At 34.5% G+C, this 25,471-nt stretch carries 22 protein-coding genes; 19 read left to right on the top strand and 3 right to left on the bottom strand.

Features of this window, described 5'->3' with window-relative positions:
* Positions 1–126 precede the first annotated feature (126 nt).
* The 6 genes from rpoC (at position 127) to tuf (ending at position 8,814) form a co-directional block, all read left to right on the top strand.
* Positions 127–3,723 carry a DNA-directed RNA polymerase subunit beta' gene (gene rpoC / locus M4L39_RS06050; protein WP_277581254.1) on the top strand — a complete coding sequence of 1,199 codons (3,597 nt, stop codon included), beginning with the start codon at positions 127–129 and terminating at the stop codon, positions 3,721–3,723.
* A gap of 160 nt (positions 3,724–3,883) precedes the next feature.
* Positions 3,884–4,138 (top strand): ribosomal L7Ae/L30e/S12e/Gadd45 family protein, encoded by a 255-nt coding sequence (locus M4L39_RS06045; RefSeq protein ID WP_277581225.1) that lies wholly within the window; start codon positions 3,884–3,886, stop codon positions 4,136–4,138.
* Between the two features lie 95 nt (positions 4,139–4,233).
* The gene (rpsL, locus tag M4L39_RS06040; RefSeq protein ID WP_277581224.1) at positions 4,234–4,653 is read left to right on the top strand and encodes a 30S ribosomal protein S12; all 420 of its coding nucleotides are present in this window, start codon (positions 4,234–4,236) and stop codon (positions 4,651–4,653) included.
* A 70-nt stretch (positions 4,654–4,723) separates the two neighbouring features.
* Positions 4,724–5,194: a 30S ribosomal protein S7 gene (rpsG, locus tag M4L39_RS06035; protein ID WP_002508565.1), complete on the top strand. Its 471-nt coding sequence runs from the start codon at positions 4,724–4,726 to the stop codon at positions 5,192–5,194.
* 119 nt (positions 5,195–5,313) lie between these two features.
* Complete coding sequence (fusA, locus tag M4L39_RS06030) at positions 5,314–7,404, top strand: elongation factor G (RefSeq protein WP_277581223.1); 2,091 nt, start codon at positions 5,314–5,316, stop codon at positions 7,402–7,404.
* Positions 7,405–7,626: 222 nt separating this feature from the next.
* Complete coding sequence (gene tuf / locus M4L39_RS06025; protein ID WP_277581222.1) at positions 7,627–8,814, top strand: elongation factor Tu; 1,188 nt, start codon at positions 7,627–7,629, stop codon at positions 8,812–8,814.
* 586 nt (positions 8,815–9,400) lie between these two features.
* On the opposite strand, the gene M4L39_RS06020 is transcribed toward tuf, so the two are convergent.
* Positions 9,401–10,579, bottom strand: coding sequence for a M20 family metallopeptidase (locus M4L39_RS06020; RefSeq protein ID WP_277581253.1), 1,179 nt, complete (start codon positions 10,577–10,579; stop codon positions 9,401–9,403).
* A gap of 190 nt (positions 10,580–10,769) precedes the next feature.
* Between M4L39_RS06020 and M4L39_RS06015 the strand changes: the two genes are divergently transcribed.
* Positions 10,770–11,960, top strand: a complete 1,191-nt coding sequence (locus M4L39_RS06015; RefSeq protein ID WP_277581221.1) for a glycine C-acetyltransferase — start codon at positions 10,770–10,772, stop codon at positions 11,958–11,960.
* A 202-nt stretch (positions 11,961–12,162) separates the two neighbouring features.
* Here the strand turns inward: M4L39_RS06015 and M4L39_RS06010 are convergent, their stop codons facing one another.
* Positions 12,163–12,606 (bottom strand): hypothetical protein, encoded by a 444-nt coding sequence (locus M4L39_RS06010; RefSeq protein ID WP_277581220.1) that lies wholly within the window; start codon positions 12,604–12,606, stop codon positions 12,163–12,165.
* A 372-nt stretch (positions 12,607–12,978) separates the two neighbouring features.
* Between M4L39_RS06010 and M4L39_RS06005 the strand changes: the two genes are divergently transcribed.
* The 10 genes from M4L39_RS06005 to M4L39_RS05960 all read left to right on the top strand — a co-directional run bounded on the left by M4L39_RS06005 (position 12,979) and on the right by M4L39_RS05960 (position 23,394).
* Positions 12,979–13,551 (top strand): GNAT family N-acetyltransferase, encoded by a 573-nt coding sequence (locus tag M4L39_RS06005; RefSeq protein ID WP_277581219.1) that lies wholly within the window; start codon positions 12,979–12,981, stop codon positions 13,549–13,551.
* 25 nt (positions 13,552–13,576) lie between these two features.
* A complete protein-coding gene (locus M4L39_RS06000; protein ID WP_277581218.1) occupies positions 13,577–14,083 on the top strand; it encodes a GNAT family N-acetyltransferase in 507 nt (168 codons plus the stop codon).
* A 293-nt stretch (positions 14,084–14,376) separates the two neighbouring features.
* Positions 14,377–16,728 (top strand): CDP-glycerol glycerophosphotransferase family protein, encoded by a 2,352-nt coding sequence (locus tag M4L39_RS05995; RefSeq protein WP_277581217.1) that lies wholly within the window; start codon positions 14,377–14,379, stop codon positions 16,726–16,728.
* Positions 16,729–16,851: 123 nt separating this feature from the next.
* Complete coding sequence (locus M4L39_RS05990; RefSeq protein WP_277581216.1) at positions 16,852–18,597, top strand: accessory Sec system protein Asp2; 1,746 nt, start codon at positions 16,852–16,854, stop codon at positions 18,595–18,597.
* Positions 18,598–18,779: 182 nt separating this feature from the next.
* A complete protein-coding gene (locus M4L39_RS05985; RefSeq protein WP_277581215.1) occupies positions 18,780–19,484 on the top strand; it encodes a CoA transferase subunit A in 705 nt (234 codons plus the stop codon).
* Entirely contained in the window at positions 19,477–20,124 is a 648-nt protein-coding gene (locus tag M4L39_RS05980) for a 3-oxoacid CoA-transferase subunit B (protein WP_277581214.1), read from the top strand. The genes M4L39_RS05985 and M4L39_RS05980 overlap by 8 nt, the downstream gene beginning before the upstream one ends.
* Before the next feature lie 9 nt (positions 20,125–20,133).
* On the top strand, positions 20,134–20,910 hold the full coding sequence (locus M4L39_RS05975) for a 3-hydroxybutyrate dehydrogenase (RefSeq protein ID WP_277581213.1): 777 nt from the start codon (positions 20,134–20,136) through the stop codon (positions 20,908–20,910).
* Between the two features lie 109 nt (positions 20,911–21,019).
* Positions 21,020–21,439, top strand: coding sequence for a hypothetical protein (locus tag M4L39_RS05970; protein ID WP_277581212.1), 420 nt, complete (start codon positions 21,020–21,022; stop codon positions 21,437–21,439).
* Positions 21,440–21,448: 9 nt separating this feature from the next.
* Positions 21,449–22,411, top strand: coding sequence for an ornithine cyclodeaminase family protein (locus M4L39_RS05965; RefSeq protein ID WP_277581211.1), 963 nt, complete (start codon positions 21,449–21,451; stop codon positions 22,409–22,411).
* A 143-nt stretch (positions 22,412–22,554) separates the two neighbouring features.
* Positions 22,555–23,394: a sialate O-acetylesterase gene (locus M4L39_RS05960; RefSeq protein WP_277581210.1), complete on the top strand. Its 840-nt coding sequence runs from the start codon at positions 22,555–22,557 to the stop codon at positions 23,392–23,394.
* Between the two features lie 110 nt (positions 23,395–23,504).
* Here M4L39_RS05960 and M4L39_RS05955 read toward each other — a convergent pair whose 3' ends face one another.
* Positions 23,505–23,810, bottom strand: coding sequence for a monooxygenase (locus tag M4L39_RS05955; RefSeq protein ID WP_277581209.1), 306 nt, complete (start codon positions 23,808–23,810; stop codon positions 23,505–23,507).
* A gap of 291 nt (positions 23,811–24,101) precedes the next feature.
* On the opposite strand from M4L39_RS05955, the gene isaB (M4L39_RS05950) reads away from it, so the two are divergent.
* Entirely contained in the window at positions 24,102–24,695 is a 594-nt protein-coding gene (gene isaB, locus M4L39_RS05950; protein WP_277581208.1) for an immunodominant staphylococcal antigen IsaB family protein, read from the top strand.
* A 121-nt stretch (positions 24,696–24,816) separates the two neighbouring features.
* On the top strand, positions 24,817–25,404 hold the full coding sequence (gene isaB, locus M4L39_RS05945) for an immunodominant staphylococcal antigen IsaB family protein (protein ID WP_277581207.1): 588 nt from the start codon (positions 24,817–24,819) through the stop codon (positions 25,402–25,404).
* The last annotated feature ends 67 nt before the right edge of the window (positions 25,405–25,471 follow it).

The raw sequence follows: 25,471 nt of genomic DNA, 5'->3' as shown, positions 1-25,471 counted from the left end.
ATACGTCTTTGTATTTGCCTTAATCTTGGTTATTCCATTATTGATATAGAGCAATCAATCAATTTGCACAGCTAATCTAAATTGAAGGAGGTAGGCTCCTTGATTGATGTAAATAATTTCCATTATATGAAAATAGGACTTGCTTCACCCGAAAAAATCCGTTCATGGTCTTTTGGTGAGGTTAAAAAGCCAGAAACAATTAACTATCGTACTTTAAAACCAGAAAAAGATGGTCTATTCTGTGAGAGAATATTTGGACCTTCGAAAGACTGGGAATGTAGTTGTGGTAAATACAAACGTGTACGTTATAAAGGTATGGTTTGTGACAGATGTGGAGTAGAAGTAACTAAGTCAAAAGTGCGCCGTGAAAGAATGGGCCATATTGAATTAGCTGCGCCTGTATCACACATTTGGTACTTCAAAGGTATTCCAAGTCGTATGGGTCTTTTATTAGATATGTCACCAAGAGCGTTAGAAGAAGTTATTTACTTCGCTTCTTACGTTGTTATTAATCCAGGACCAACTGGATTAGAGCAAAAGACATTATTATCTGAAGCAGAATTCAGAGATTACTATGATAAATTCCCTGGTAAATTCAACGCCAAAATGGGTGCTGAAGGTATCAAAGAATTACTCCAAGAAATCGACTTAGACGGTGAACTTAAAAAGCTAAGAGATGAGCTAGAATCAGCAACTGGTCAAAGACTTACACGTGCAATTAAACGTTTAGAAGTAGTTGAATCATTTAGACATTCTGGGAATAACCCAGCATGGATGGTGTTAGACGTACTTCCAATTATCCCACCAGAAATCAGACCGATGGTTCAATTAGACGGTGGACGTTTTGCTACAAGTGATCTTAATGATTTATATCGTCGTGTTATCAACCGTAACAACCGTTTGAAACGTTTATTAGACTTAGGTGCTCCAGGCATCATCGTACAAAACGAAAAACGTATGCTACAAGAAGCTGTTGATGCGCTTATCGATAATGGTCGTCGTGGCCGTCCAGTAACTGGACCAGGTAACCGCCCATTAAAATCTCTTTCTCATATGTTAAAAGGTAAGCAAGGACGTTTCCGTCAAAACTTATTAGGTAAGCGTGTTGACTATTCAGGTCGTTCAGTTATTGCAGTTGGACCGAGCTTGAAAATGTACCAATGTGGACTACCTAAAGAGATGGCACTTGAATTGTTTAAACCTTTCATCATGAAAGAATTAGTTCAACGTGAAATTGCTACAAACATTAAAAATGCGAAAAGTAAAATTGAACGCATGGATGATGAAGTTTGGGACGTATTGGAAGATGTTATCAAAGAACACCCAGTACTTTTAAACCGTGCACCAACACTTCACAGATTAGGTATTCAAGCATTTGAACCTACATTAGTTGAAGGTCGTGCGATTCGTCTACACCCACTTGCGACAACAGCTTACAACGCTGACTTTGATGGTGACCAAATGGCTGTTCACGTACCGTTATCTAAAGAAGCTCAGGCAGAAGCACGTATGTTAATGCTTGCAGCACAAAACATCTTAAACCCTAAAGATGGTAAACCGGTTGTAACGCCTTCACAGGATATGGTGCTAGGTAACTATTACTTAACTTTAGAGCGTAAAGAATCAGTGAATACTGGTACGATTTATAACGATACAAATGAAGTGTTGAAAGCTTATGCAAATGGCTACGTACACTTACATTCACGTATTGGTGTACATGCTAAATCGTTTAATAATCCAACATTTACTGAAGAACAAAACGAAAAAATCTTGTTAACTTCAGTTGGTAAAGTTATATTCAATGAAATCATTCCAGATTCATTTGCATATATTAACGAACCAACACAAACTAATTTAGAAAATAAAACACCAGCTAGATATTTCATATCTGCTACTGAATTAGGAGAAGGCGGATTAAAAGAATACTTCGATAATCAAGAATTAATTGAACCATTCAATAAGAATTTCTTAGGAAATATTATTGCAGAAGTCTTCAATCGTTTCAGCATCACAGATACTTCTATGATGTTAGACAGAATGAAAGACTTAGGATTCAAATTTTCAACTAAAGCAGGTATCACTGTTGGTGTATCTGATATCGTAGTATTACCAGACAAACAAAAAATCTTAGATGAACACGAGAAATTAGTTGATAGAATTACTAAACAATTTAACCGTGGTTTAATCACTGAATTTGAACGTTATAACGCAGTCGTTGAAATTTGGACTGACGCAAAAGACCAAATTCAGAAAAAATTAATGGGATCACTTGATAAAACAAACCCAATCTTTATGATGAGTGACTCTGGTGCCCGTGGTAACGCATCTAACTTTACACAGTTAGCAGGTATGCGTGGTCTTATGGCTGCACCATCAGGTAAGATTATTGAATTACCAATCACTTCTTCATTCCGTGAAGGTTTAACAGTATTAGAATACTTTATCTCTACCCATGGTGCGCGTAAAGGTCTTGCCGATACAGCACTTAAAACAGCCGATTCAGGTTATCTTACTCGTCGTCTTGTTGACGTTGCTCAAGATGTTATTGTTCGTGATGAAGATTGTGGCACTGACCGTGGTCTACTTGTTTCTGATATCAAAGAAGGTACAGAAATGATCGAACCATTCATCGAACGTATCGAAGGACGTTATTCTAAAGAAACTGTCCGTCATCCAGAAACGGATGAAGTAATTGTACAACCAGATCAATTAGTAACTGCAGACATTGCTAAACAAATTACAGACGCTGGTATTGAATCAATGTATATACGTTCAGCATTTACATGTAATACACGTCATGGTGTTTGTGAAAAATGTTACGGTAAAAACCTTGCTACTGGTGAAAAAGTTGAAGTTGGTGAAGCAGTTGGTACAATTGCTGCACAATCAATTGGTGAACCAGGTACACAGCTTACAATGCGTACATTCCATACAGGTGGGGTAGCAGGTAGCGATATCACGCAAGGTCTTCCACGTATTCAAGAGATCTTCGAAGCACGTAATCCTAAAGGTCAAGCAGTGATTACAGAAATCGAAGGTGTCGTTGATGACATCAAGATTGCAAAAGACCGTCAACAAGAAATCGTTATTAAAGGTGCTAACGAATCTAAATCATATTTAGCTTCAGGTACTTCAAGATTGAAAGTTGAAGTTGGCCAAGGCGTTGAACGTGGTGAAGTTCTAACTGAAGGTTCAATCGAGCCTAAGAACTATTTATCTGTATCAGGCTTAAATGCAACAGAAAGTTATCTATTAAAAGAAGTTCAAAAAGTTTACCGTATGCAAGGTGTGGAAATTGATGACAAACACGTTGAAGTTATGGTTAGACAAATGCTACGTAAAGTACGCATTATCGAAGCTGGAGATACTAAGTTACTTCCAGGTTCATTAGTAGATATTCATAGCTTTACTGATGCAAACCGTGATGCATTTAAAGAACGTAAACGTCCAGCAACAGCTAAACCAGTCTTACTAGGTATTACGAAAGCGTCTCTTGAAACAGAAAGCTTCTTATCAGCAGCTTCGTTCCAAGAAACAACACGTGTACTTACAGATGCTGCAATTAAAGGTAAACGTGATAACTTACTCGGACTTAAAGAGAATGTTATCATCGGTAAATTAATTCCAGCTGGTACTGGTATGAGACGTTATAGAGACGTTAAATACGACACAGTTGCACCAAAAAAAGAAGTTACTGAAGAAACACATACAACTAAGATATAATTCTTTTTACTGAATAAAACAAGGTGATCGAGATATTATATTTCGATCACTTGTTTTTTATAATTTCCGAAGAATTTATCGCATTTAAAGTTGACTCAACAGTAACTAAGATGTTATTATTATTAAGGTTGATGCAAGCAGAACTTTGGAGGATATTTTAATGTCTAATGAAAAAGTTGCACGCTTTAACAAACAACATCATGTTATTGGACTTAAACAAACGCTTAAGGCTTTGAATAAGAACCAAGTTACATCATTGATTATTGCTGAAGACGTTGAAGTTCATTTACTGACTCGCGTGTTAAGTCAAATCAATCATAAACAAATACCTGTTTCATTTTTCAAAAGTAAACAAGCTTTAGGAGAATATGTAGGTATTAACGTTAATGCGACAATTGTTGCGTTATTAAAATGAGATTAGTAAGAATTATTCTTACTAAATTTTATTTGCCCTTGAAATGAACCACCTGGATGTGTGGGATTATAAATGATGAGAGGAGGAAACATTCAATGCCAACTATTAATCAATTGGTACGCAAACCTAGACAAAGCAAATCGAAAAAATACGGTTCACCAGCTTTGAACAGAAACTTTAACAGCAAAAAGAAAAAATACACTAGTTTAAACTCTCCACAAAAACGTGGTGTTTGTACTCGTGTAGGTACTATGGCTCCTAAAAAACCTAACTCCGCGTTACGTAAATATGCCCGTGTACGTTTGTCAAACAGTATCGAAATTAATGCGTATATCCCTGGTATCGGACATAACTTACAAGAACACAGTGTTGTACTTGTACGTGGTGGACGTGTAAAAGATTTACCTGGTGTACGTTATCACGTTGTACGTGGTGCGCTTGATACTTCAGGCGTAGATGGACGTAGAAAGAGCCGTTCAAAATACGGAGCTAAAAAACCTAAAGCTAAAAAATAAGTTTAAGATTGCGTAAATTTTCGCTATAAATTAAAAAATTATACTATAATAGGAAGGGAGGATTTACATTATGCCTCGTAAAGGATCAGTACCAAAAAGAGACGTATTACCGGATCCAATCCACAACTCTAAATTAGTTACAAAATTAATCAACAAAATCATGTTAGATGGTAAACGTGGGACAGCTCAAAGAATTCTTTATTCTGCTTTCGACTTAGTTCAAGAACGTAGTGGTCGTGAAGCTGTTGAAGTTTTCGATGAAGCTATCGACAACATCATGCCAGTATTAGAAGTTAAAGCTCGCCGTGTAGGTGGTTCTAACTATCAAGTACCAGTTGAAGTTCGTCCAGAACGTCGTACGACTTTAGGACTTCGTTGGTTAGTTAATTATTCGCGTCACCGTGGTGAAAAAACTATGGAAGAGCGTTTAGCTAACGAAATCTTAGATGCAGCCAACAATACAGGTGGCGCAGTTAAGAAACGTGAAGACACTCACAAAATGGCTGAAGCTAACAAAGCCTTCGCTCACTATCGTTGGTAGGATAGTAGCTTTATCCCTGAGCATGTTCCACATTGATAGTTTACTATCGAAGGCGCATGCTTAGGGCATCGCCATATTTATAGTATTTATTCGCAGTTATACTGGAAGGAGAAAAATACATGGCTAGAGATTTTAGTTTAGACAGAACTCGTAATATCGGTATCATGGCTCACATCGATGCTGGTAAAACAACTACGACAGAACGTATTCTTTACTATACTGGACGTATCCACAAAATTGGTGAAACTCATGAAGGAGCTTCACAAATGGACTGGATGGAACAGGAGCAAGATCGTGGTATCACAATCACTTCTGCTGCAACAACAGCACAATGGGATGACCACCGTGTAAATATCATCGATACACCAGGACACGTAGACTTCACTGTTGAAGTTGAACGTTCTTTACGTGTACTTGATGGCGCAGTAACAGTACTTGATGCACAATCAGGCGTTGAGCCTCAAACTGAAACAGTTTGGCGTCAAGCAACAAATTACAGCGTACCTCGTATTGTCTTCGTAAACAAAATGGACAAAATGGGCGCTAACTTTGAATATGCAGTTAGCACTATTCATGACCGTTTACAAGCTAATGCACAACCAATTCAATTACCAATTGGTGCTGAAGATCAATTTGAAGCAATCATTGACTTAGTTGAAATGAAATGTTTCAAATACAACAATAACGAAGGAACTGAAATTGAAGAAATTGAAATTCCTGAGGATCATAAAGAAAGAGCTGATGAAGCTCGTTCAGCATTAATTGAAGCAGTAGCTGAAAGTAATGATGAATTAATGGAAAAATATTTAGCTGACGAAGCAATCACTGTCGCTGAATTAAAAGATGCTATCCGTCAAGCAACAAATGATATTGAATTTTATCCAGTTCTTGTTGGTACAGCGTTCAAAAATAAAGGTGTTCAGTTATTGCTTGACGCAGTAATTGATTATCTACCATCGCCATTAGACGTTAAACCGATTGTTGGTCACCGTGCTGATGAGCCAGAAGAAGAAGTTATCGCAAAAGCTGATGACGAAGCTGAGTTCGCTGCTTTAGCGTTCAAAGTAATGACTGACCCTTATGTTGGTAAGTTAACATTCTTCCGTGTTTATTCAGGACATCTTTCATCTGGTTCATACGTTAAGAACTCTACGAAGGGTAAACGTGAACGTGTAGGTCGTTTACTACAAATGCACGCTAACTCTCGTCAAGAGCTAAACACAGTATACTCAGGAGATATTGCTGCTGCGGTAGGTCTTAAAGATACTGCTACTGGTGATACTTTATGTGGTGAGAAAAATGACATCATCTTGGAATCTATGGATTTCCCAGAACCTGTTATTCACTTATCTGTTGAACCAAAATCTAAAGCTGACCAAGACAAGATGACTACAGCTTTAGTTAAGTTACAAGAAGAAGATCCAACATTCCATGCACACACAGACGATGAAACTGGACAAGTTATCATTGGTGGTATGGGTGAACTTCACTTAGATATCTTAGTAGACCGTATGAAGAAAGAATTTAACGTTGAATGTAACGTTGGTGCTCCAATGGTTTCATACCGTGAAACATTTAAGCAATCAGCTCAAGTTCAAGGTAAATTCGCTCGTCAATCTGGTGGTCGTGGTCAATATGGTGACGTTAAAATTGAATTCGCTCCTAACGAAACTGGTGGCGGTTTTGAATTCGAAAACGCTATCGTTGGTGGTGTAGTTCCTCGTGAATACATTCCATCAGTTGAAGCAGGACTTAAAGATTCAATGGAAAACGGTGTATTAGCTGGTTATCCTTTAATTGATGTTAAAGCTAAATTATATGATGGTTCATACCATGATGTCGATTCATCAGAAATGGCCTTCAAAATTGCTGCATCATTAGCGCTTAAAGAAGCTGCTAAAAAATGTGATCCAGTTATCTTAGAACCAATGATGAAAGTAACAATCGAAATGCCTGAAGAGTACATGGGTGACATCATGGGTGACGTAACATCTCGTCGTGGACGTGTTGATGGTATGGAACCTCGTGGTAATGCACAAGTTGTTAACGCTTTTGTGCCACTTTCAGAAATGTTCGGTTATGCAACATCATTACGTTCTAACACTCAAGGTCGCGGTACGTATACTATGTACTTTGACCATTATGCAGAAGTTCCAAAATCAGTTGCTGAAGGTATTATCAAGAAAAACAGTGGTAATTCAGCAGAATAATTAAATTTATTTTGTAAGACCACAGTCTATCTGTTAATTACATGTAAAGCTTAATTATGTAGCTTACAGTTTTATCAATTGATTTTTTAGCTGAAATGCATTATAAAGGTACTATATAGTCCTTTATTACAAGTAACAAATATCCTTCTCATGATAGTGAGTAACTGTCATGAGAGATAAATTTTAAAAATTAATTTTCTAACGAATAGGAGAGATTTTATAATGGCTAAAGAAAAATTCGACCGCTCAAAAACCCATGCCAATATTGGTACTATCGGACACGTTGACCATGGTAAAACTACTTTAACAGCTGCAATTGCAACTGTATTAGCAAAAAATGGTGACGCTGTAGCTCAATCATATGACATGATTGATAACGCTCCAGAAGAAAAAGAACGTGGTATTACAATTAATACTTCTCACATCGAGTACCAAACTGAAACTCGTCACTATGCTCACGTTGACTGCCCAGGTCACGCTGACTATGTGAAAAACATGATCACTGGTGCTGCTCAAATGGACGGCGGTATCTTAGTAGTATCTGCTGCTGATGGTCCAATGCCTCAAACTCGTGAACATATCTTGTTATCACGTAACGTTGGTGTTCCAGCATTAGTTGTATTCTTAAACAAAGTTGACATGGTTGACGATGAAGAATTATTAGAATTAGTTGAAATGGAAGTTCGTGACTTATTAAGCGAATATGACTTCCCTGGCGACGACGTTCCTGTAATCGCTGGTTCAGCATTAAAAGCGCTTGAAGGCGTAGAAGAATATGAAGAAAAAATCTTAGAATTAATGAACGCTGTTGATGAATTTATTCCAACACCAGAACGTGATTCTGACAAACCATTCATGATGCCAGTTGAGGACGTATTCTCAATCACTGGTCGTGGTACTGTTGCTACAGGCCGTGTTGAACGTGGTCAAATCAAAGTCGGTGCTGAAATTGAAATCATCGGTATGCAAGAGGAATCAACTAAAACAACTGTTACAGGTGTTGAAATGTTCCGTAAATTATTAGACTATGCTGAAGCTGGCGACAACATTGGTGCTTTATTACGTGGTGTATCACGTGATGACATCTCTCGTGGACAAGTTTTAGCTGCGCCTGGTACTATTACACCGCATACTAACTTCAAAGCAGACGTTTATGTTTTATCAAAAGAAGAAGGTGGACGTCATACTCCATTCTTCACTAACTACCGTCCGCAATTCTATTTCCGTACTACTGACGTAACTGGCGTTGTTAGTTTACCAGAAGGTACTGAAATGGTTATGCCTGGCGATAACGTTGAAATGCAAGTTGAATTGATTTCTCCAATCGCTATTGAAGATGGTACTCGTTTCTCTATCCGTGAAGGTGGACGTACTGTTGGATCAGGCGTTGTAACTTCAATTATTAAATAATAAATAATTTCTATCTTTGATAGAGATTTTAGGAGCCTCCATTATGGAGGCTCTTTTTTATATAGAAGCCCTTATCACAACAAGTGATTAGTGCTTCTTAATGCAATAGCAAAGCTATTGTAAACCACAGAAACCCGAAATGGATTAGGGCGCATTAATGCAATGATCTTTGGTAGTTTTTGTGCTCGCTTTCCTGAGGCACAACCTCAGCCTGTAGTCTACGACTAGTGCTTTTTCTGTAGGAGCCGGCCCAAATAACTGCCGTTTTAAGCAAATAGTATAATTGAATTAATAAAAATAAAAATGAAAACAAACAAGCACAATGCCAAAACGGCATTGTGCTTGTTTGTATATATAGGTAGTTAGAGAAATTAATGTATCTTCAAAAGTTTATATAAAAATAAAATGCCTGTGTGTTGTAGTGGATCACATATGCTGAAGCACTACTAAAGTAACAGAGTTACGAAGTGATAAAAGTTCGCCTGCGCCAAGGCGCATGCATAAAAACCACTAACGTAATAAAGTTAGTAGTCTAGGAACGCCTGAGCTAAAGCTCATGCATAAGCGCCACTTGCTCATTTCATTCCTAAGTGGCGCTAACAATCACATTTTCGAGTTCTAGAATTTTGAGGAATTGGCTAACAGTGTATTTCATTGCCTTTTCATCAATATTGAAGTTTGGGCTGTGATGTGGATGTGTTGTATCTTTTTCTGGATTACCGCATCCTGTTAAGAATAAAGCGCCTGGGCGGACTTTTAAGTAATGAGAGAAGTCTTCACCAATCATCATTAATTCTGATTCGTTAAATCTTAAGTTAATATCGTTTGCTGCTTTTTTAACAACTTCATAACTATTTGGATGGTTATGGACAGGTAAGTAGCCCTTAATGTAATCCATCGTGTATGTAATGTCATTTGCCACAGCAAGTCCTTGTAAAAGTTTATCCATCTTAGTCATAACATGAGTTTGAACTTCTGTATCGAATGTACGTACAGTGCCTTTACAAAATGCAGTGTCAGGAATGATATTATCTGCAGATCCTGCTTGGACCATACCAAAACTTATCACTGCCTGTTTGACAGGATCAATGGTTCTTGAAACGATTTTTTGTGCACTCATAATAAATTCAGCCATAATTACTACAGGATCAATAGTTTCATGTGGTTTGGCACCATGCCCGCCTTTACCTTGAATTGTAATATTGAACTCATCAGGAGAAGCCATCATTGCACCAGCACGTGAGTAAATTGTACCTGTCGGGTAGCCGCTCCATAGATGGTTAGCGTATATTTTATCTACGTCTTGTAAACAACCATCATCTATCATTTCTTGAGAACCACCTGGCATCACTTCTTCACCATATTGGAAGATGAGCACCACGTTGCCATTTAAAAATTGCAGATGATTTTCTATAATTTCTGCTACGCCTAATAAAGTCGCTGTGTGACCATCATGACCACATGCGTGCATTGCACCTGGATTTTTAGATTTGTAATCGACTTCTGTAAGTTCCTCTATAGGTAGTGCATCAAAGTCTGCACGTAATGCTACCGTGGGTCCGTCGCCACGACCTTTAAAAGTCGCCACGATACCATTGCGACCAACTGGTGTACGTATTTCACATGACAATTGACTCAATTGATTTTGAATATAATCATGGGTATGGTACTCTTCGAACGATAATTCGGGGTATTGATGTAAGTACCGACGTACTTGTATCATTTTACTTTCTTTTTCTTGCGCTAGTTGAAACCAATCAAACAACTTCAACCCTTCTTCCTTAGTCATTTTTATCCAGTATACCATTTAAAATAACTTAACTGTACCACCAATTATTAACGTATAAATCTAATTGCGGAAAACGCTTTCCTTTTATTGTTATTCTACTTCCATGTAATTTAAAAATAGGTTATGATTAACTTAAACACAAAGACAATCCAAAGGGGGACTTGCAGTGGTACAATCACTACATGGCTTTTTAGATGAAAATATTCAGTATTTAAAGGATAACGGGTTATACAATGAAATCGATACAATTGAAGGTGCAAACGGCGCTGAAATTAAGATCAACGGGAAAAATTATGTTAACTTATCTTCGAATAATTATTTAGGACTAGCAACAGATGAAGATTTAAAACAAGCTGCGAAAGATGCAATTGATACACATGGTGTTGGTGCAGGCGCAGTACGTTCGATTAATGGTACATTAGATTTACACGATGAATTAGAAGAAACATTGGCTAAATTTAAAGGAACTGAAGCAGCAATTGCATATCAATCAGGGTTCAACTGTAATATGGCAGCTATTTCTGCTGTTATGAATAAAAATGATGCCATTCTTTCAGATGAATTAAATCACGCATCTATTATAGATGGTTGTCGTTTATCTAAAGCGAAAATTATTCGTGTAAACCACTCAGATATGGAAGACCTACGTGCGAAAGCAAAAGAAACAGTAGAGTCTGGTCAATATAATAAAGTTATGTACATTACTGATGGTGTATTCAGTATGGATGGCGATGTTGCGAAATTGCCAGAAATTGTTGAAATTGCTGAAGAATTTGGCTTAATTACTTATGTAGATGACGCACATGGTTCAGGCGTGATGGGTAAAGGTGCAGGCACAGTAAAACATTTTGGCTTACAAGATAAAATTGATTTCCAAATGGGTACGTTATCAAAAGCGATTGGTGTTGTAGGCGGTTATGTAGCTGGTACGAAATCATTAATTGATTGGTTGAAAGTACAATCAAGACCATTTCTATTCTCAACATCATTAGCGCCTGGAGATACTAAAGCTATCACTGAATCAGTGAAAAAATTAATGGCTTCTACAGAATTACATGATAAACTTTGGGATAATGGTAATTATTTAAAAGCTGGGTTAAAAGAACTTGGATTTGATATTGGTAACTCAGAAACACCAATCACACCAGTAATTATTGGCGATGAGAAAGAAACGCAAGCATTTAGTAGCCGTTTAAAAGACGAAGGCATCTATGTGAAGTCAATTGTCTTCCCAACGGTCCCGAAAGGCACAGGACGTGTTCGAAACATGCCAACAGCTGCACACACGAAAGAAATGCTAGACCAAGCATTAGCTGCGTTTGAGAAAGTAGGTAAAGAGCTAGGAATAATTAAATAGTAATTATTTAAACTAGAGTTTGAGGCATTAATATGTGGCTCAGACTCAACCGTTATAGTGGTAGTAGATGTCTGATACCTAACCAGTATTATGAGAGCAGAACAGAAATCAAATTTTGATTTCTGTTCTGCTCTCGTTTTTTTTATGAATTGAAAGGGAATAAATTGAGTATAACTAAAGTAACCAGGGTTTTCATCGTTATTTAAAGTCCTGTTTTAGACTTTAAACGTTTGCGTGTTTGTTTATTTTGGATAAATGGGATTGTGAACCATAAGATATGAAGCATACTTGCTAGTATGACAAGTACAATTGGAATAAATATTTCAACAATACTAATATCTACTACGAATGATGCCAGAATAAACGCAGTAATTGATGGTACTGCACAAATAATGACTACAGTTAACAGCACAAATTGTAATACTTGTGTTGCGATAGGACTATATATATCAAGTACTAAGGTAGCGACATAAAATAATGTGATGAAGACAAGTAGTACAATAATCCAACCGAGTGCCAAACCATTTTTAGATTCAATATAATTTTGATAAGGTGCTAAGATTGGCAGAATGAATAAAATCATTACTGATAACCATGACAGTACACCAAAAAACAGAAATAACTTTTTAGATCTATTATGAGTCATAGTAAAAACCTCCTTAAGATACCAAACTCATGTCATTTTATAGTTAAGAGATGTGTTTTTTACTAGAGGTAATTCTAAATGTCTAAGCACAATATAATTCATCCAATACTTTCACTTATCCATATACCCTTAAAATGGTATTTTTACACTATAAACTAATGGTCTTTCTATTAACAGAAAAGTAATTTTAAATGTTAATTTAAAATTACTGCTAATATTTAAGTAATGACTTAAAAGCATAAATGTACTTTTATAAAGTGTTGGAAATTTTAATTAATTAGCGCTAAGTTATAAAGCGTAGTGAAAGATACGCTTTCATGGTGAAAAATGTTATAGTTTAGATAACAGATGGCGGTATGAAGGGGATTTTAGATGACAAAAAATTTAGGGTTGCATTTTACTACACAACGCCTTATCATTAGACCGTTGGAAGAAAATGATTATGAAACATGGTTGCGTGGTTTTGTAAACCGTAAGCCATCTCAATTTAAATATGATAAGGGCCAAGTAGATATGTCACATTCGACTGAACCCTGGTTTGCGGCACTTATAGTAAGGCAGCAAGAAGCCATTGAAACAGATGATTTATATATCTTTGGGATTTTTGATAAAGATATGAATCATTTGGGGATGCTTGATATTAAAAACTTAAGCCGAGACAATTTTCAGTGGGCTGAAATTGGTTATTTTATTCATAATCAGTACTGGAATCAAGGCTTTGCTTATGAAGCAGTGACAGAATTAGTTAAACAAGCACGAGATACACTGCATTTTCACAGACTTGAAGCACATATCAACGTAGATAATGTGCCTTCAATCGGTTTGATTGAGAAAGTGGGCTTTCAATTCGAATGTGTGCGCAAAGGTTTCATATTTGAGAATGGTAAATGGACAGATCATTATGTGTACTATTTAAATACACACAACGAAATCATAGATGAGTAATTACTTAGAAGGAAGGAGTGTCAACATGGTTGAATTTAGAGAATTAACAATGGGTGACGAAGCATTATATTGTGATTATATGAGAGAATGGATTGATCATGATGAGAAGGTAGTGCCCGAGATTACGAACATTACGAAATATAGTAATTTTGAAGAAATAGTTCACGAATTAGCAGATAACAAGTCACACGATGAATCTGTAGATAATACGACATTGTTTTTAATAGATGATGATGAAATCATCGGTGCTGCCAATATTCGTCATAACTTAAACGATAGACTGAAAAAAGTCGGCGGCCATGTTGGCTACGGCATTCGCAAAAAATACCGTGGTAAAGGTTTTGGCAATAAGTTGTTGAAGAAATCATTAGACTACTTATCAAGAATTGGTGTTCAAGAAGCTTTGATTACTTGTGATCAAGATAATGAAGTTTCCGTAGCAGTAATTAAACATAACGGTGGCGAAGAAATCGAACCATCTACATTAGATGATGGTACAGTAATACGCCGTTTCCAGATTGAGATAGCATAAAAAACAGAATAACGGTTAGAGGGAAGAGAACGTAATTTATTACGTTCTCTTTTTTTAATATTGAAAAAAATATAGTTATGAAGTTCATTGATTACGCGTTTTTTTGAGTATTCATAATAAATAATATTTTTGTATGTAATGATAACTTAATCTGAATTTTATTTAAGGATTATAGCTTTAAATATTTTAGTACATTATAATGGACGTAGTTTTTATATGAACGCTAAGGGAAAATGACGACTTAAATTACAGTTGAGCAAATGGGGAATATTGAGTGAATGAAAGGTGAGGTAATGAATATTAATATTTTGGGACACAATATTTTTGCCAAAGGAGGAACATCAAGAAGTAACATAAATTTGATAAAATCATTTTTAGAAAATGGACATCACATAAATTATTTCAATAAATTAGATTTTAAAGATGATGAAATAACACGATTAATTATTCATGAAAACATTGATAATACGAATTTAAATATATTGAAATTTGATAAAATAGATGATATAGCATACGGAGATTTGTTGATTATAACGAGAGAAGAATTATTTGTTTGTGCAAAAGACGTCAAGAACAAAAACCAGGACATTAAAATTATTGGGGAAATACACGGTCCGTTAGAGTATATTGATGAAACATTAGATTTATCTTTAGATGTTATTGATAGTATTAGAGTTAGTACTGAAGGCATAAAAAATAAATTTATTAATAAATATAATTATGAGTCAGTATTCTATCAATATGTTAATGCAGAACATATTGATATTAAAGAAAAACCGATTAATACTAAAAGAAATTTATTAATTAAAGCTAGATTTGAAGATAGTATTAAGGATATATCATATGTGATTAAACTGATGAATTATATCGTTAAGAATACAAACAAAAATGATATACAACTATATATTATAGGTTATGGTCCATCAGAGGTATTATATAAAAACCTTGTGAAGTATTATAATTTACAAAGCAACGTTCATATAAATGAGAAAGAACCGTTTAACTATATTTATATATCTTCATCTCCTTATGAAACACTAGGTTATTCTATTTTAGAAACAATTGCTCATGGGAATAGAGCATTAGTTTACCCTGGTAATGATAATGTATTACAAGATGTTTATTCAAAATACTATGCTGTTCGATTTTTAGAAAAAAACATTATAGAAGATAGTGAAATATTAATATCATTGATTGACAGTAAATATACGCAACAAGAAAGAGATATTGATTTTGATAATTTAAATAAAGAATTTATTGATAGTGAATATAGCGAAAAATATATAGCTAATTTTAACCAAGTTATAAAAGGTCATTCATTAGCAATAAAAAACTATAAGGGCAAATATACTTTCAAACCTAAAAATAAAATAGAAAAACTAAATAGTGGCAAAATTTTATATAAAAAGTTAAAAGAAAAGCCTTTTTTAAGTAGAATCTTTAAAAATGAATTTTTCTTCCGAGGATTTAAAAATTATTATAAAAAAAGAAAAGAAAATCTAAATAAAAAAATACTGGATAACATTACACCACAAGAGAACAAAGTGTTTATTGAGTCATTTCATGGTAATAATTTTAGTGGAGACCCTAAATATATTGCCTTAAGTATACAGAAACATTATAACGAAAAAGAAATTTTTGTGAGTTCTTCTAACTCATTAGTAGATATTGAAATTAGAAATTGTGGGTTCATTCCCATACGATTCGGTACTCAAAATTATATTGAAAAATTTAGAAATTGTAAGTATATCTTTATGAACGGTAATTCATGGGATAAAGTTTATAAGCATAATAATCAAGTGTTTATTCAAACATGGCATGGTTTTCCGTTGAAAAAAATGGTCAACGATTTAAGTGACGAAACTGAAAAGACAACCCAAGTGATGCAATTTAAACCTCGTATGATGAAATGGGACTATTTAATTACTTCTTCGAATACTAATACAATGCTTCTCAAATCTGCATTTCCGTTGAAAGAAAATCCAAATTTAAACATTTTACAGCATGGTGCACCTAGAAATGAATATTTAATTGAAAATAATAATTATGAAGAAAGAAAGAGATTACAAAGAAAATACTTATTTACAGTTAATGACGATAAAAAATATGTCTTGTTTTGTCCTACTTGGAGAAAAGATGAAAGAGAGCATCTGACGAGTATTGATTTAAAAAAATTACTGAGTTATTTGCCTGAAGAATATGAAATTATCATTAAACTACATCCTAATGAAGGCATGTTGAGAAGTAAATATAATGATTTAGATGCTAGAATCCACTGTTTTTATAATGAATTTGTAGATATACAAGAGCTTTATATATTGTGTGAATCTATGATAACAGACTATTCATCAACAATTTTTGATTTTGCACATTTAAATAAACCGATATTACTTTTACAAGAAGATGCGGAAGGGTACCAAAAAGATATTGGTTTTTATTTTGATATTTTTGAGTTAGGAAATTTCCCAATTGCATCGTTAGATGAATATAAACTAGGGCTTCAAATTAAAAGTATTAGCCACATCGATTATTCCACTTTAATTAATCGCTTAATGACGAACGATAAAATAGGTAGCGGACAAAATATATTGGCTGAAGTATTTAGTGATTCTACTGGTATTACAGATAATCAAAGTGAAAAGTAATTTTAACTATTTAAATAACCTCGTTTAAACAATAGAATGTTTCGATGTTATTTATCAAGGATTGGTCTGATATTTATATCAGGCTGATTTATTACATACTATATAACGAAAGTAAGTGAAAAAATGACTGTAAAAATAGCAACTATTGGTTCATGTATTACAAGAGATAATTTTAATACAAAATTCAATCCTAATTATAAAGGCTACTTTGATGTTATAGCACATCAAAACCAAACAACACTTCCGAGTTTAATGTCTAATGAGTTAGAATTAAATGTCAATAAAACGTTTTTAGATAAATCACCATATGTGCAAAGTTTATTATATAAGGAATATAGTAAAGAATTCTTATCAATACTAAAAGAGAAAGCTCCAGATTATTTATTAATTGATTTAGACCCAGATGTTAAATTTGGGCTAATTAAAATAGAAGATAATCAATATATAACCGCTAACCCAAACTTTAAAGATTTACCTCAATTTAAAAATCTAGAGAGTATCAATATAATTGAAAACTATAAGGCATACATTAATATCTGGAAAGAAGCAGTGGCTAAATTCTTTAATTTCATGAAAACAGAAGTGCCCAACTGTGAAGTCATATTAGTGAAGGCTAGATTCTCTGACTTGTTCGCAGATGGTACTTCATTAACAAAAATGAGAGAAGAAAAAGGAATAGCATTGCAAGAATTTAGTAAGATGAATGAAGTGTGGAATAGCTTAGATGATTATATTATTAATAACTATGATGTCTCTGAGTTAGATATGACTAAAAAACAATACTTTCTAAATAAAGACCATTTGTGGGGGCCATATTACTTACACTATGAAGACAAGTTTTATAATGCATTTTTAAATAAACTAATTAAAACTGTGGAAAATCATAAAGGAAAAGATGCAATTTTAAAAGAAGGCCATAAAACGATCCAAAGAATGTATTTAGATGATGAATATGAAATTTTAAATACTAAAGTTGTTGAAGTTATTTTAAATTCCGAGAAAAATATAATTGAATTAGCTAGGAAAAATGAAGTTGCTTATAATCTATATAAAGATTTATTGGCAAATGATTATATTTTGTATTTTCACACCGAAGGTATTTCTAAATTATACAAGAGAAACTATGTAAAGGAATTGTGGAGAAGAAATGATTTAATTCAACAAGGTAATAGTTTTTACACACTAGATGAACCAAAAGATAAAAAAGATAATAGGAGCGAAGATAATAAAAAATTACTTGTTATTTTCACATGTATGCCAGCTGCAGATGTATATGATAACTACTTAATGACGGACAGAATGTTTCCAAAATTTTTTAACGGTATAGAAAGAAGCTTAGTGAAGAATGTTCATACTATGAGAATTATGGATTTAAATTGTTCACATGGCTCACATTATATAAATAGTACTAATAATCATAATTTAGAAATGGATATTTCAAATGCAATTCACCGTGTAAAAGATGAATTACGTATTGAAGAAGACGATATAGTATTATATGGAGCATCAAAAGGCGGTACAGGCTCGTTATATTTTGGTTCTAAATTAGATTTGAAATGTTTAGCAATAGATCCGATTATAAGTTTAGGCGAGTATAACGTTAAAGACGACCACTTCTTAAAAGGATTAAGAAAAGAAGATATTAGCGAAGATATTAATAATAATTTATCAAAACAGAGTACAAAAGAAAAATATATAATTGGTTCTGAAAATGTTCCATTTAATTTTTCTATGATTTCTAAGATTCAAGGGAATAATATTAATAAAATCAATAGAGTCGATGAGCATATTAAAAGTCATCCAGATGTTTCTAGAAATAGTATACCAGAGCAGTTAATGTTATTGAATAAGATGTTATTAAATAAATAAAATATAGCAATTATAGTAAGGATAGATAGGTAGCCATTATCAGGCTGCCTATTTTTTATTGTTAATTGAACTACAAATATAAATGTAACCGCAAACATAAATAAAAGACTTCCCTAGAACTTTCAAGTATAATCGTTTTTAGTACTAGGTGTTAAAACAATAGATAGAAATGAGGTTTATTTATGTCGAAAGTAATTAATGATATACATACAGCATTCGATGGACTAGAGGATGGCATGACTGTGCTTGCTGGTGGCTTCGGTTTATGTGGCATACCAGAACACGGTATCGAAGCAATCCGCACGAAAGGCACGAAAGCTTTAACAGTAGTAAGTAATAACTGTGGTGTAGATAATTTTGGCTTAGGCCGTTTATTAGAGAAAAAACAAATTGCTAAAATGATTAGTTCCTACGTGGGTGAAAATAAAATATTTGAACAACAATTAATTAATGGTGAATTAGATGTAGAATTAACACCACAAGGTACATTAGCTGAGAAATTACGTTCAGGTGGCGCTGGGATACCTGCTTTTTATACAAAAACGGGTGTAGGCACGTTAATCGCTGAAGGTAAAGAGACGCGTGAATTTGATGGTGAAACTTATGTCATGGAACGTGCGATTAAAGGTGATTTCGGTATTGTAAAAGCACAAAAAGCAGACACCTTCGGCAATTTAGTATTTGAAAAAACTGCGCGTAATTTCAATCCCTTATGTGCAATGGCTGCCACAACGACTGTCGTTGAAGTTGAAGAATTAGTTGAAGTTGGAGAAATCGATCCGGATGAAGTACACATGTCAGGCGTATACGTAGACTATATTTATTTAGGAGAGCATTTTGAAAAACGCATTGAAAAACGTACAGTGAAGGAGGCTAATCATGGATAAACAATTACAACGTAAGAAGATTATTCAACGTGCTGCCCAAGAGATTAAAAGCGATATGGTGATTAATTTGGGCATCGGTATGCCTACGCTTGTGGCAAATGAAATCAATAATCACGTAGAGAATGTTTTTTTCCAATCTGAAAATGGTTTGCTAGGTATCGGACCCTATCCAACAGACGCAGAAGTGAATCCAGACTTAATCAATGCTGGTAAAGAAACGGTAACTGCTGCGAAAGGTGCCTCTTATTTTGATAATGCGGAATCCTTCGCTATGATTCGTGGTGGACATATCGACTTAGCAATCCTTGGAGGTATGGAAGTCTCACAAACAGGAGATTTAGCCAATTACATGATTCCAGGTAAATTAGTTAAAGGTATGGGTGGCGCGATGGATTTAGTAGTCGGCGCACAAAAGGTAGTCGTTATCATGGATCACATGAATAAACATGGGGCATCTAAAATTAAAGCACAATGTGAATTACCACTTACTGGTGCGGGTGTCGTTAACACATTAATTACAGATTTAGCAGTATTTCAATTTGAAAACGGAGTGATGAAGCTTGTTGAATTACAAGATGGCGTCACTTTGGAAGACGTTGAAGCGAATACAGAAGCGCAATTTGAAAATCATTTGAAGTAGGTGGTTAGAATGGTCAAAGATAAAGTAGTAATTATTACAGGCGCGGCAAGTGGCATTGGTTTAGGAATCGCTAAAGTATTTTTAGAAAATGGTGCTAAAGTTGTGTTAGCTGATTTAAATAATGAAAAATTGGCTCAAGAAACACATGATTTGAAAGACCAAGGTTACGATTGCATGCCAGTTCAAGTAGATGTCACTGATGAAGCTGCTGTTAAGAATATGATTGATGTCACTGTAGCAAAGTATGGTCGTTTAGACATTTTATTTAATAACGCAGGCTTACAACATGTTGAAAGTATCGAATCGTTCCCAACTGACAAGTTCAGACAAATGATTGATATCATGTTAACTGGCAGTTTTATTGGTATAAAATATGCATTACCGATTATGAAAGAACAACAATGTGGGCGTATTTTAAATATGGCTTCAATTAATGGCGTGATTGGTTTTGCAGGCAAAGCAGCGTATAACAGTGCTAAACATGGCATTATCGGTTTAACAAAAGTCTCGGCTTTGGAAACGGCTACGGAGGGCGTTACAGTCAACGCGATTTGTCCAGGTTACATAGATACGCCACTTGTACGAAATCAAATGGAAGATTTAGCTAAAGATAGAGGCGTCGAGGTAGATCAGGTGTTAGAAGACGTATTATATCCACTGATTCCACAAAAACGCTTATTAGATATTAAAGATATCGCAGGTTATGCATTATTCTTGTGTAGTGATAGCGCTAAAAGTGTCACCGGACAAGCCATCTTAATAGATGGCGGCTATACTGTTCAATAATTTTAAAAAATAAAAATAATATTTAATTATAAATCAGTGATAATTTTCAATAAAAATATGTTACGTTATAGATAACTTAATATATTGATGACTTGAGGGTGAAATACTGATGAAAGGTCCAGACGCAAATGATACAAGTTGGGTGGCTGTTATTTTTGCTATCGCTTGTATCACAATGTCAGAAATACTAGAAAATAGTTTATATAATAAGCTCCTCACTGCAATTATGCTTTTAATGCTTATTTTCGTCGTAATTCGAGGATTGAAAACCACTTTATATGATATACAAACACAAGATTCAAATATAAACACATTTATTAGTGTTAAAGCTGACTATTGGATTTTATTCATTAAAAATATGATTGCTTATGGGTTGATGGCAGCGATCTTTTTTGACTTTATATTTATAAAAAATAGTTTGGCTTGGCTTATATTATTAATAATAGTCATTTTATTTGGACTCTTAATACTATTTGAGAATAAATTTGAGAAGAAAACCGACATTCTTGAAATAAATGATACGGAATAGGGGTGTTTTATGCTTTTTATAAATGCAGAAGAACAAGCACAATTATTAGATATGGAAGAAATTGTTGAAGCGGTATCGGAATCTTTACGTGCGTATTCAGAAGGTAAGACTGATACACCTTTGCGCTATTCGTTACCTTTTAATGAAGATAACCGTTATCTCGTGATGCCGGCGTTGTCAGATGAATTGAAAATTGTCGGGCTTAAAACAGTAACCATGGCACCAAATAATACTAAAGTGGACAAGAAGACCATTGTAGGTTCTGTCATTTTATCTGATTATGAAACGGGTGAAACGTTAGCGGTACTTGAAGGGTCATATTTAACGAAGATACGTACAGGTGCAATATCAGGTGTGGCAACGAAATACCTTGCACGTGAAGATGCTAAAACATTATGTGTAATAGGCACAGGCGATCAAGCGGAAGGTCTTATTAAAGCAGCGCTTGCTGTAAGAGCGATTGACCGCATACAGTTGTACAATCGCACATATGAAAAAGCTGTGACCTTTGCTAAACAAGTGAAAAGTGCATATCCAGACCTAGATTTAACAGTATTTGATAATGTAGACGATGCCATAGAAGGCGCAGATGTCATCATAACTGCTACCAATGCTTCAGAACCAGTATTTCATAAACGCTTAGCGCCAGGTGTTCATTTAAATGCTGTCGGTTCATTTAAACCTGATATGCAGGAAGTGCCATCTCAAGCGATTGCCAGTGCAGACAAAGTTGTTGTAGAAGCAGTAGAAGCGGCAATGGAAGAAACAGGAGATTTAATTAATCCTGTAGCAGAAGGTGTATTTAAAGCAGATAGTTTATACGGAGAACTCGGGAACATTGCTTCTGCAAAATTAGAGGGCAGAGTATCAGAAGACGAGATTACGATTTTTAAATCCGTAGGCGTAGCCATTGTTGATATCGTAGTAGCCAATTACTTTTATCAAAAATTATTAAAACAACAAAGTGAATAAGTTAAAAATGACTATCATTAAATTGGTAGTCATTTTTTTGCTAGTCACACTATTATCCCTTTTTACTTCAACCTAATACACACATAAGGTATGATATTTATTATTAATAATAAATACATTCCAAAAATGGAAAGGAAATTTATATGAAATCAATTTTACTAATAGGACAGTCTAATATGGCAGGTCGTGGCTTTGTTGATAGTGTGAAACCTATTATAGATGAGCGCATTCAAGTGTTGAAAAATGGGAGATGGCAAATGATGGACGAACCGATACATAGTGATCGTTCTGTTGCAGGTATAGGCCCCGCAGCATCGTTTGCTAAATTGTGGTTAGATGATCATCCAGATGAAACAATTGGCTTAATTCCGTGTGCAGATGGTGGTACATCGATTGATGATTGGGCAGAGGATCAAGTGTTAACACGACATGCGATTTCTGAAGCTGAATTTGCAATGGAAAACAGTGATCTCATCGGAATATTATGGCATCAAGGGGAAAGTGATAGTTTAGACGGCAAACATCTTGACTACGAAACTAAGTTAAATCAAGTCGTGGATCATTTTAGACAAGCACTTAATGTGCCTCAATTACCGTTTGTAATGGGCTTGCTAGGAGATTTCTTAGGACAAGAAGCATTTGGTCAAAGTGCAATAGAGTACACCCAAATTAGTGAAGTGATTAAAACTGTAGCAGAAGCAAAAGATAATTGTTTCTATGTAACAGCAGAAGGCTTAACAGCCAACCCAGATGCGATTCATATCGATGCCCAGTCTCAGCGATTATTAGGTATGAGATATTATGCAGCATTTTCACAAGGTGACAACATTAGAAACCCATTAGCTGAAGAAAAAGAAGCGGATAATTTATTATATAAAAAAGAATATACAAAGAACGAACAAATGTATATGTTAATAGCACGATTATCTAAGAATGAAATAACTTATCAAACGTTTACAGCAGAAATGGCCAAGATGTATTAAAGCTATTACCCAGGAAATTTTAAAAACAATACAAAAACACCCCAACAATGCACACACTTTTTCATGTGATGATATTGCTGGGGTGTTTTTAATGCGCTACTATCAAAAAACTACTCAACACGACCGTGTGTAATCTGTGTTAAACCTTCATTTATAGTGAAGATTTTTGCGTTGATTTCAGTCACACCCATAGCGTTCAAACGTTTACTATGCATATCCAAGTAACCTTCAGCATGTGCTTTACTGTCGAAAGCGTAAATGCCACCTGCTTCTTTGGCTGATTCGTTTTCAGTCCAAATTTTCCATAAAAATCCTGGTTCCTCATTAATTGATTTTGCTAAATCCTCGAATTGTTGTGCCATTTCATCTCCAAACGGGCCATCTAAAGGAAAATCCACTTGTAAAATATGTACCATAAAATATCATCCTTTCAAAGTTTATAATCATATATTCACTATACATGGTTAATCCATATACTGATAAAATTTTAACTTTTTAGAATATGACTTTCTAATAAACAAAAAATGTAACAATGCTCCAAATACCAATGTTATAGCGCTTAAAGCTTATAAAAAATATAATTTAATTTCGATAATAATTTTAATGAATAAAAGAGATAATTCTTGCAATTAGCATAAATTGGAGTATGATAAAGGTGAATAATTACACTTGTCAAAAAGGAAACTACAAATTAGGGGTGATTTATTATGAATAAAGTAGTAAAGTTACTATCTTCCACAGTCATAGTATCAACACTTGTCGTAGGTTCTTCCGCAGCGTATATCACGAGTAATAATCAAGAAGTCCAAGCGCAGTCAGAGCAAGTACAGAAATGGGGGCACGGTGAAGGTGGCGCTAGCGGTGCCAACACTGAAAGTAGTGCAGGGTTAAAAGCTGAAACACCATGGTATAATTACGAAGGTTATACAACATATGATGCATCATTTACACAAGATTATAACTTCGTTCGTGCGTTAAAATATGATAATGTATCAATCGATGGCTATAAAGTAGATACAAGTCTAGACGATAATTTTGATCACACTAAGCAAGTTTATGATACAACCGTAGAATTTAATAGTGATAATGAAGTTATAGGAATTTCTTTCTTAACTAAACCAGACTCAGTATCTAAAGCAACTTTTAAAAAAGCACATACGTCTAATAAAATAATTGATGAAGGTGTCACTAATGGTGGTGAACAGGGTGACGGCACATTTGTGAAATATGCGACGAATGATGGTTCATATACAGCGTACTTTGACAAAGATAACAAATTGATGCAAATGAATATTGGCTAATAGCTTGATATGAAAATTACATGTGAATATGAAATATATTTATGGTTATAGTCATCAGTTTAGTAGCATAATTTTTAAATTCTAAGCCAAAAGGGAAACTACAAAATAGGAGTGATTTATTATGAATAAAGTAGTAAAGTTACTATCTTCCACAGTCATAGTATCAACACTTGTCGTAGGTTCTTCCGCAGCGTATATCACGAGTAATAATCAAGAAGTTCAAGCGCAGTCAGAGCAAGTACAGAAATGGGGATATGGTGAAGGTGGTGCTAGTGGTGCCAACACTGAAAGTAGTGCAAGTTTAAAAGCTGAAACACCATGGTATAACTACGAAGGTTATACAACATATGATGCATCATTTACACAGGATTATAACTTTGTAAGAGCATTAAAATACGATAATGTATCAATCGATGGCTATAAAGTAGATCCAAAAGCAGACTCCGAAGTTGAGTATAACGAAACAGTTTATGATACAACAGCATCATTCAATAAAGATGATGAAGTTGTTCAAACAACTTTCTTCACTAAACCAGATTCAGTTTCAAAAGCTACATTTAAAGATGCGCACAGTTCTAATGAAATATCTGAAGAAGGGAAACTGGGTAACGGAGATGGTACGTTTGTAAAATATAAAACAAATGAAGGTAGCTACACAGCGTTCTTTGACACAAAAGATAATTTAATGGAAATGACTATAAGCCAATAGACGTATAGAATAATCAGTTATAGTAATTATAAAGCAAGCCAAGATTGCTCCTCATTGTTAGTGATTA

The organism is Staphylococcus equorum (assembly GCF_029531845.1).
Taxonomy (GTDB): domain Bacteria; phylum Bacillota; class Bacilli; order Staphylococcales; family Staphylococcaceae; genus Staphylococcus; species Staphylococcus equorum_C.
The sequence above is the reverse complement of the archived record's forward strand: the minus strand, read 5'-3'. Positions and strand labels throughout refer to the sequence as shown.

Coding starts and splice junctions, on each gene's coding strand:
- rpoC (WP_277581254.1), top strand. CDS start 127: ATGAAAATAGGACTTGCTTCACCCGAAAAAATCCGTTCATGGTCTTTT.
- M4L39_RS06045 (WP_277581225.1), top strand. CDS start 3,884: ATGTCTAATGAAAAAGTTGCACGCTTTAACAAACAACATCATGTTATT.
- rpsL (WP_277581224.1), top strand. CDS start 4,234: ATGCCAACTATTAATCAATTGGTACGCAAACCTAGACAAAGCAAATCG.
- rpsG (WP_002508565.1), top strand. CDS start 4,724: ATGCCTCGTAAAGGATCAGTACCAAAAAGAGACGTATTACCGGATCCA.
- fusA (WP_277581223.1), top strand. CDS start 5,314: ATGGCTAGAGATTTTAGTTTAGACAGAACTCGTAATATCGGTATCATG.
- tuf (WP_277581222.1), top strand. CDS start 7,627: ATGGCTAAAGAAAAATTCGACCGCTCAAAAACCCATGCCAATATTGGT.
- M4L39_RS06010 (WP_277581220.1), bottom strand. CDS start 12,606: ATGACTCATAATAGATCTAAAAAGTTATTTCTGTTTTTTGGTGTACTG.
- M4L39_RS06005 (WP_277581219.1), top strand. CDS start 12,979: ATGACAAAAAATTTAGGGTTGCATTTTACTACACAACGCCTTATCATT.
- M4L39_RS06000 (WP_277581218.1), top strand. CDS start 13,577: ATGGTTGAATTTAGAGAATTAACAATGGGTGACGAAGCATTATATTGT.
- M4L39_RS05995 (WP_277581217.1), top strand. CDS start 14,377: ATGAATATTAATATTTTGGGACACAATATTTTTGCCAAAGGAGGAACA.
- M4L39_RS05990 (WP_277581216.1), top strand. CDS start 16,852: ATGACTGTAAAAATAGCAACTATTGGTTCATGTATTACAAGAGATAAT.
- M4L39_RS05985 (WP_277581215.1), top strand. CDS start 18,780: ATGTCGAAAGTAATTAATGATATACATACAGCATTCGATGGACTAGAG.
- M4L39_RS05980 (WP_277581214.1), top strand. CDS start 19,477: ATGGATAAACAATTACAACGTAAGAAGATTATTCAACGTGCTGCCCAA.
- M4L39_RS05975 (WP_277581213.1), top strand. CDS start 20,134: ATGGTCAAAGATAAAGTAGTAATTATTACAGGCGCGGCAAGTGGCATT.
- M4L39_RS05970 (WP_277581212.1), top strand. CDS start 21,020: ATGAAAGGTCCAGACGCAAATGATACAAGTTGGGTGGCTGTTATTTTT.
- M4L39_RS05965 (WP_277581211.1), top strand. CDS start 21,449: ATGCTTTTTATAAATGCAGAAGAACAAGCACAATTATTAGATATGGAA.
- M4L39_RS05960 (WP_277581210.1), top strand. CDS start 22,555: ATGAAATCAATTTTACTAATAGGACAGTCTAATATGGCAGGTCGTGGC.
- M4L39_RS05955 (WP_277581209.1), bottom strand. CDS start 23,810: ATGGTACATATTTTACAAGTGGATTTTCCTTTAGATGGCCCGTTTGGA.
- isaB (WP_277581208.1), top strand. CDS start 24,102: ATGAATAAAGTAGTAAAGTTACTATCTTCCACAGTCATAGTATCAACA.
- isaB (WP_277581207.1), top strand. CDS start 24,817: ATGAATAAAGTAGTAAAGTTACTATCTTCCACAGTCATAGTATCAACA.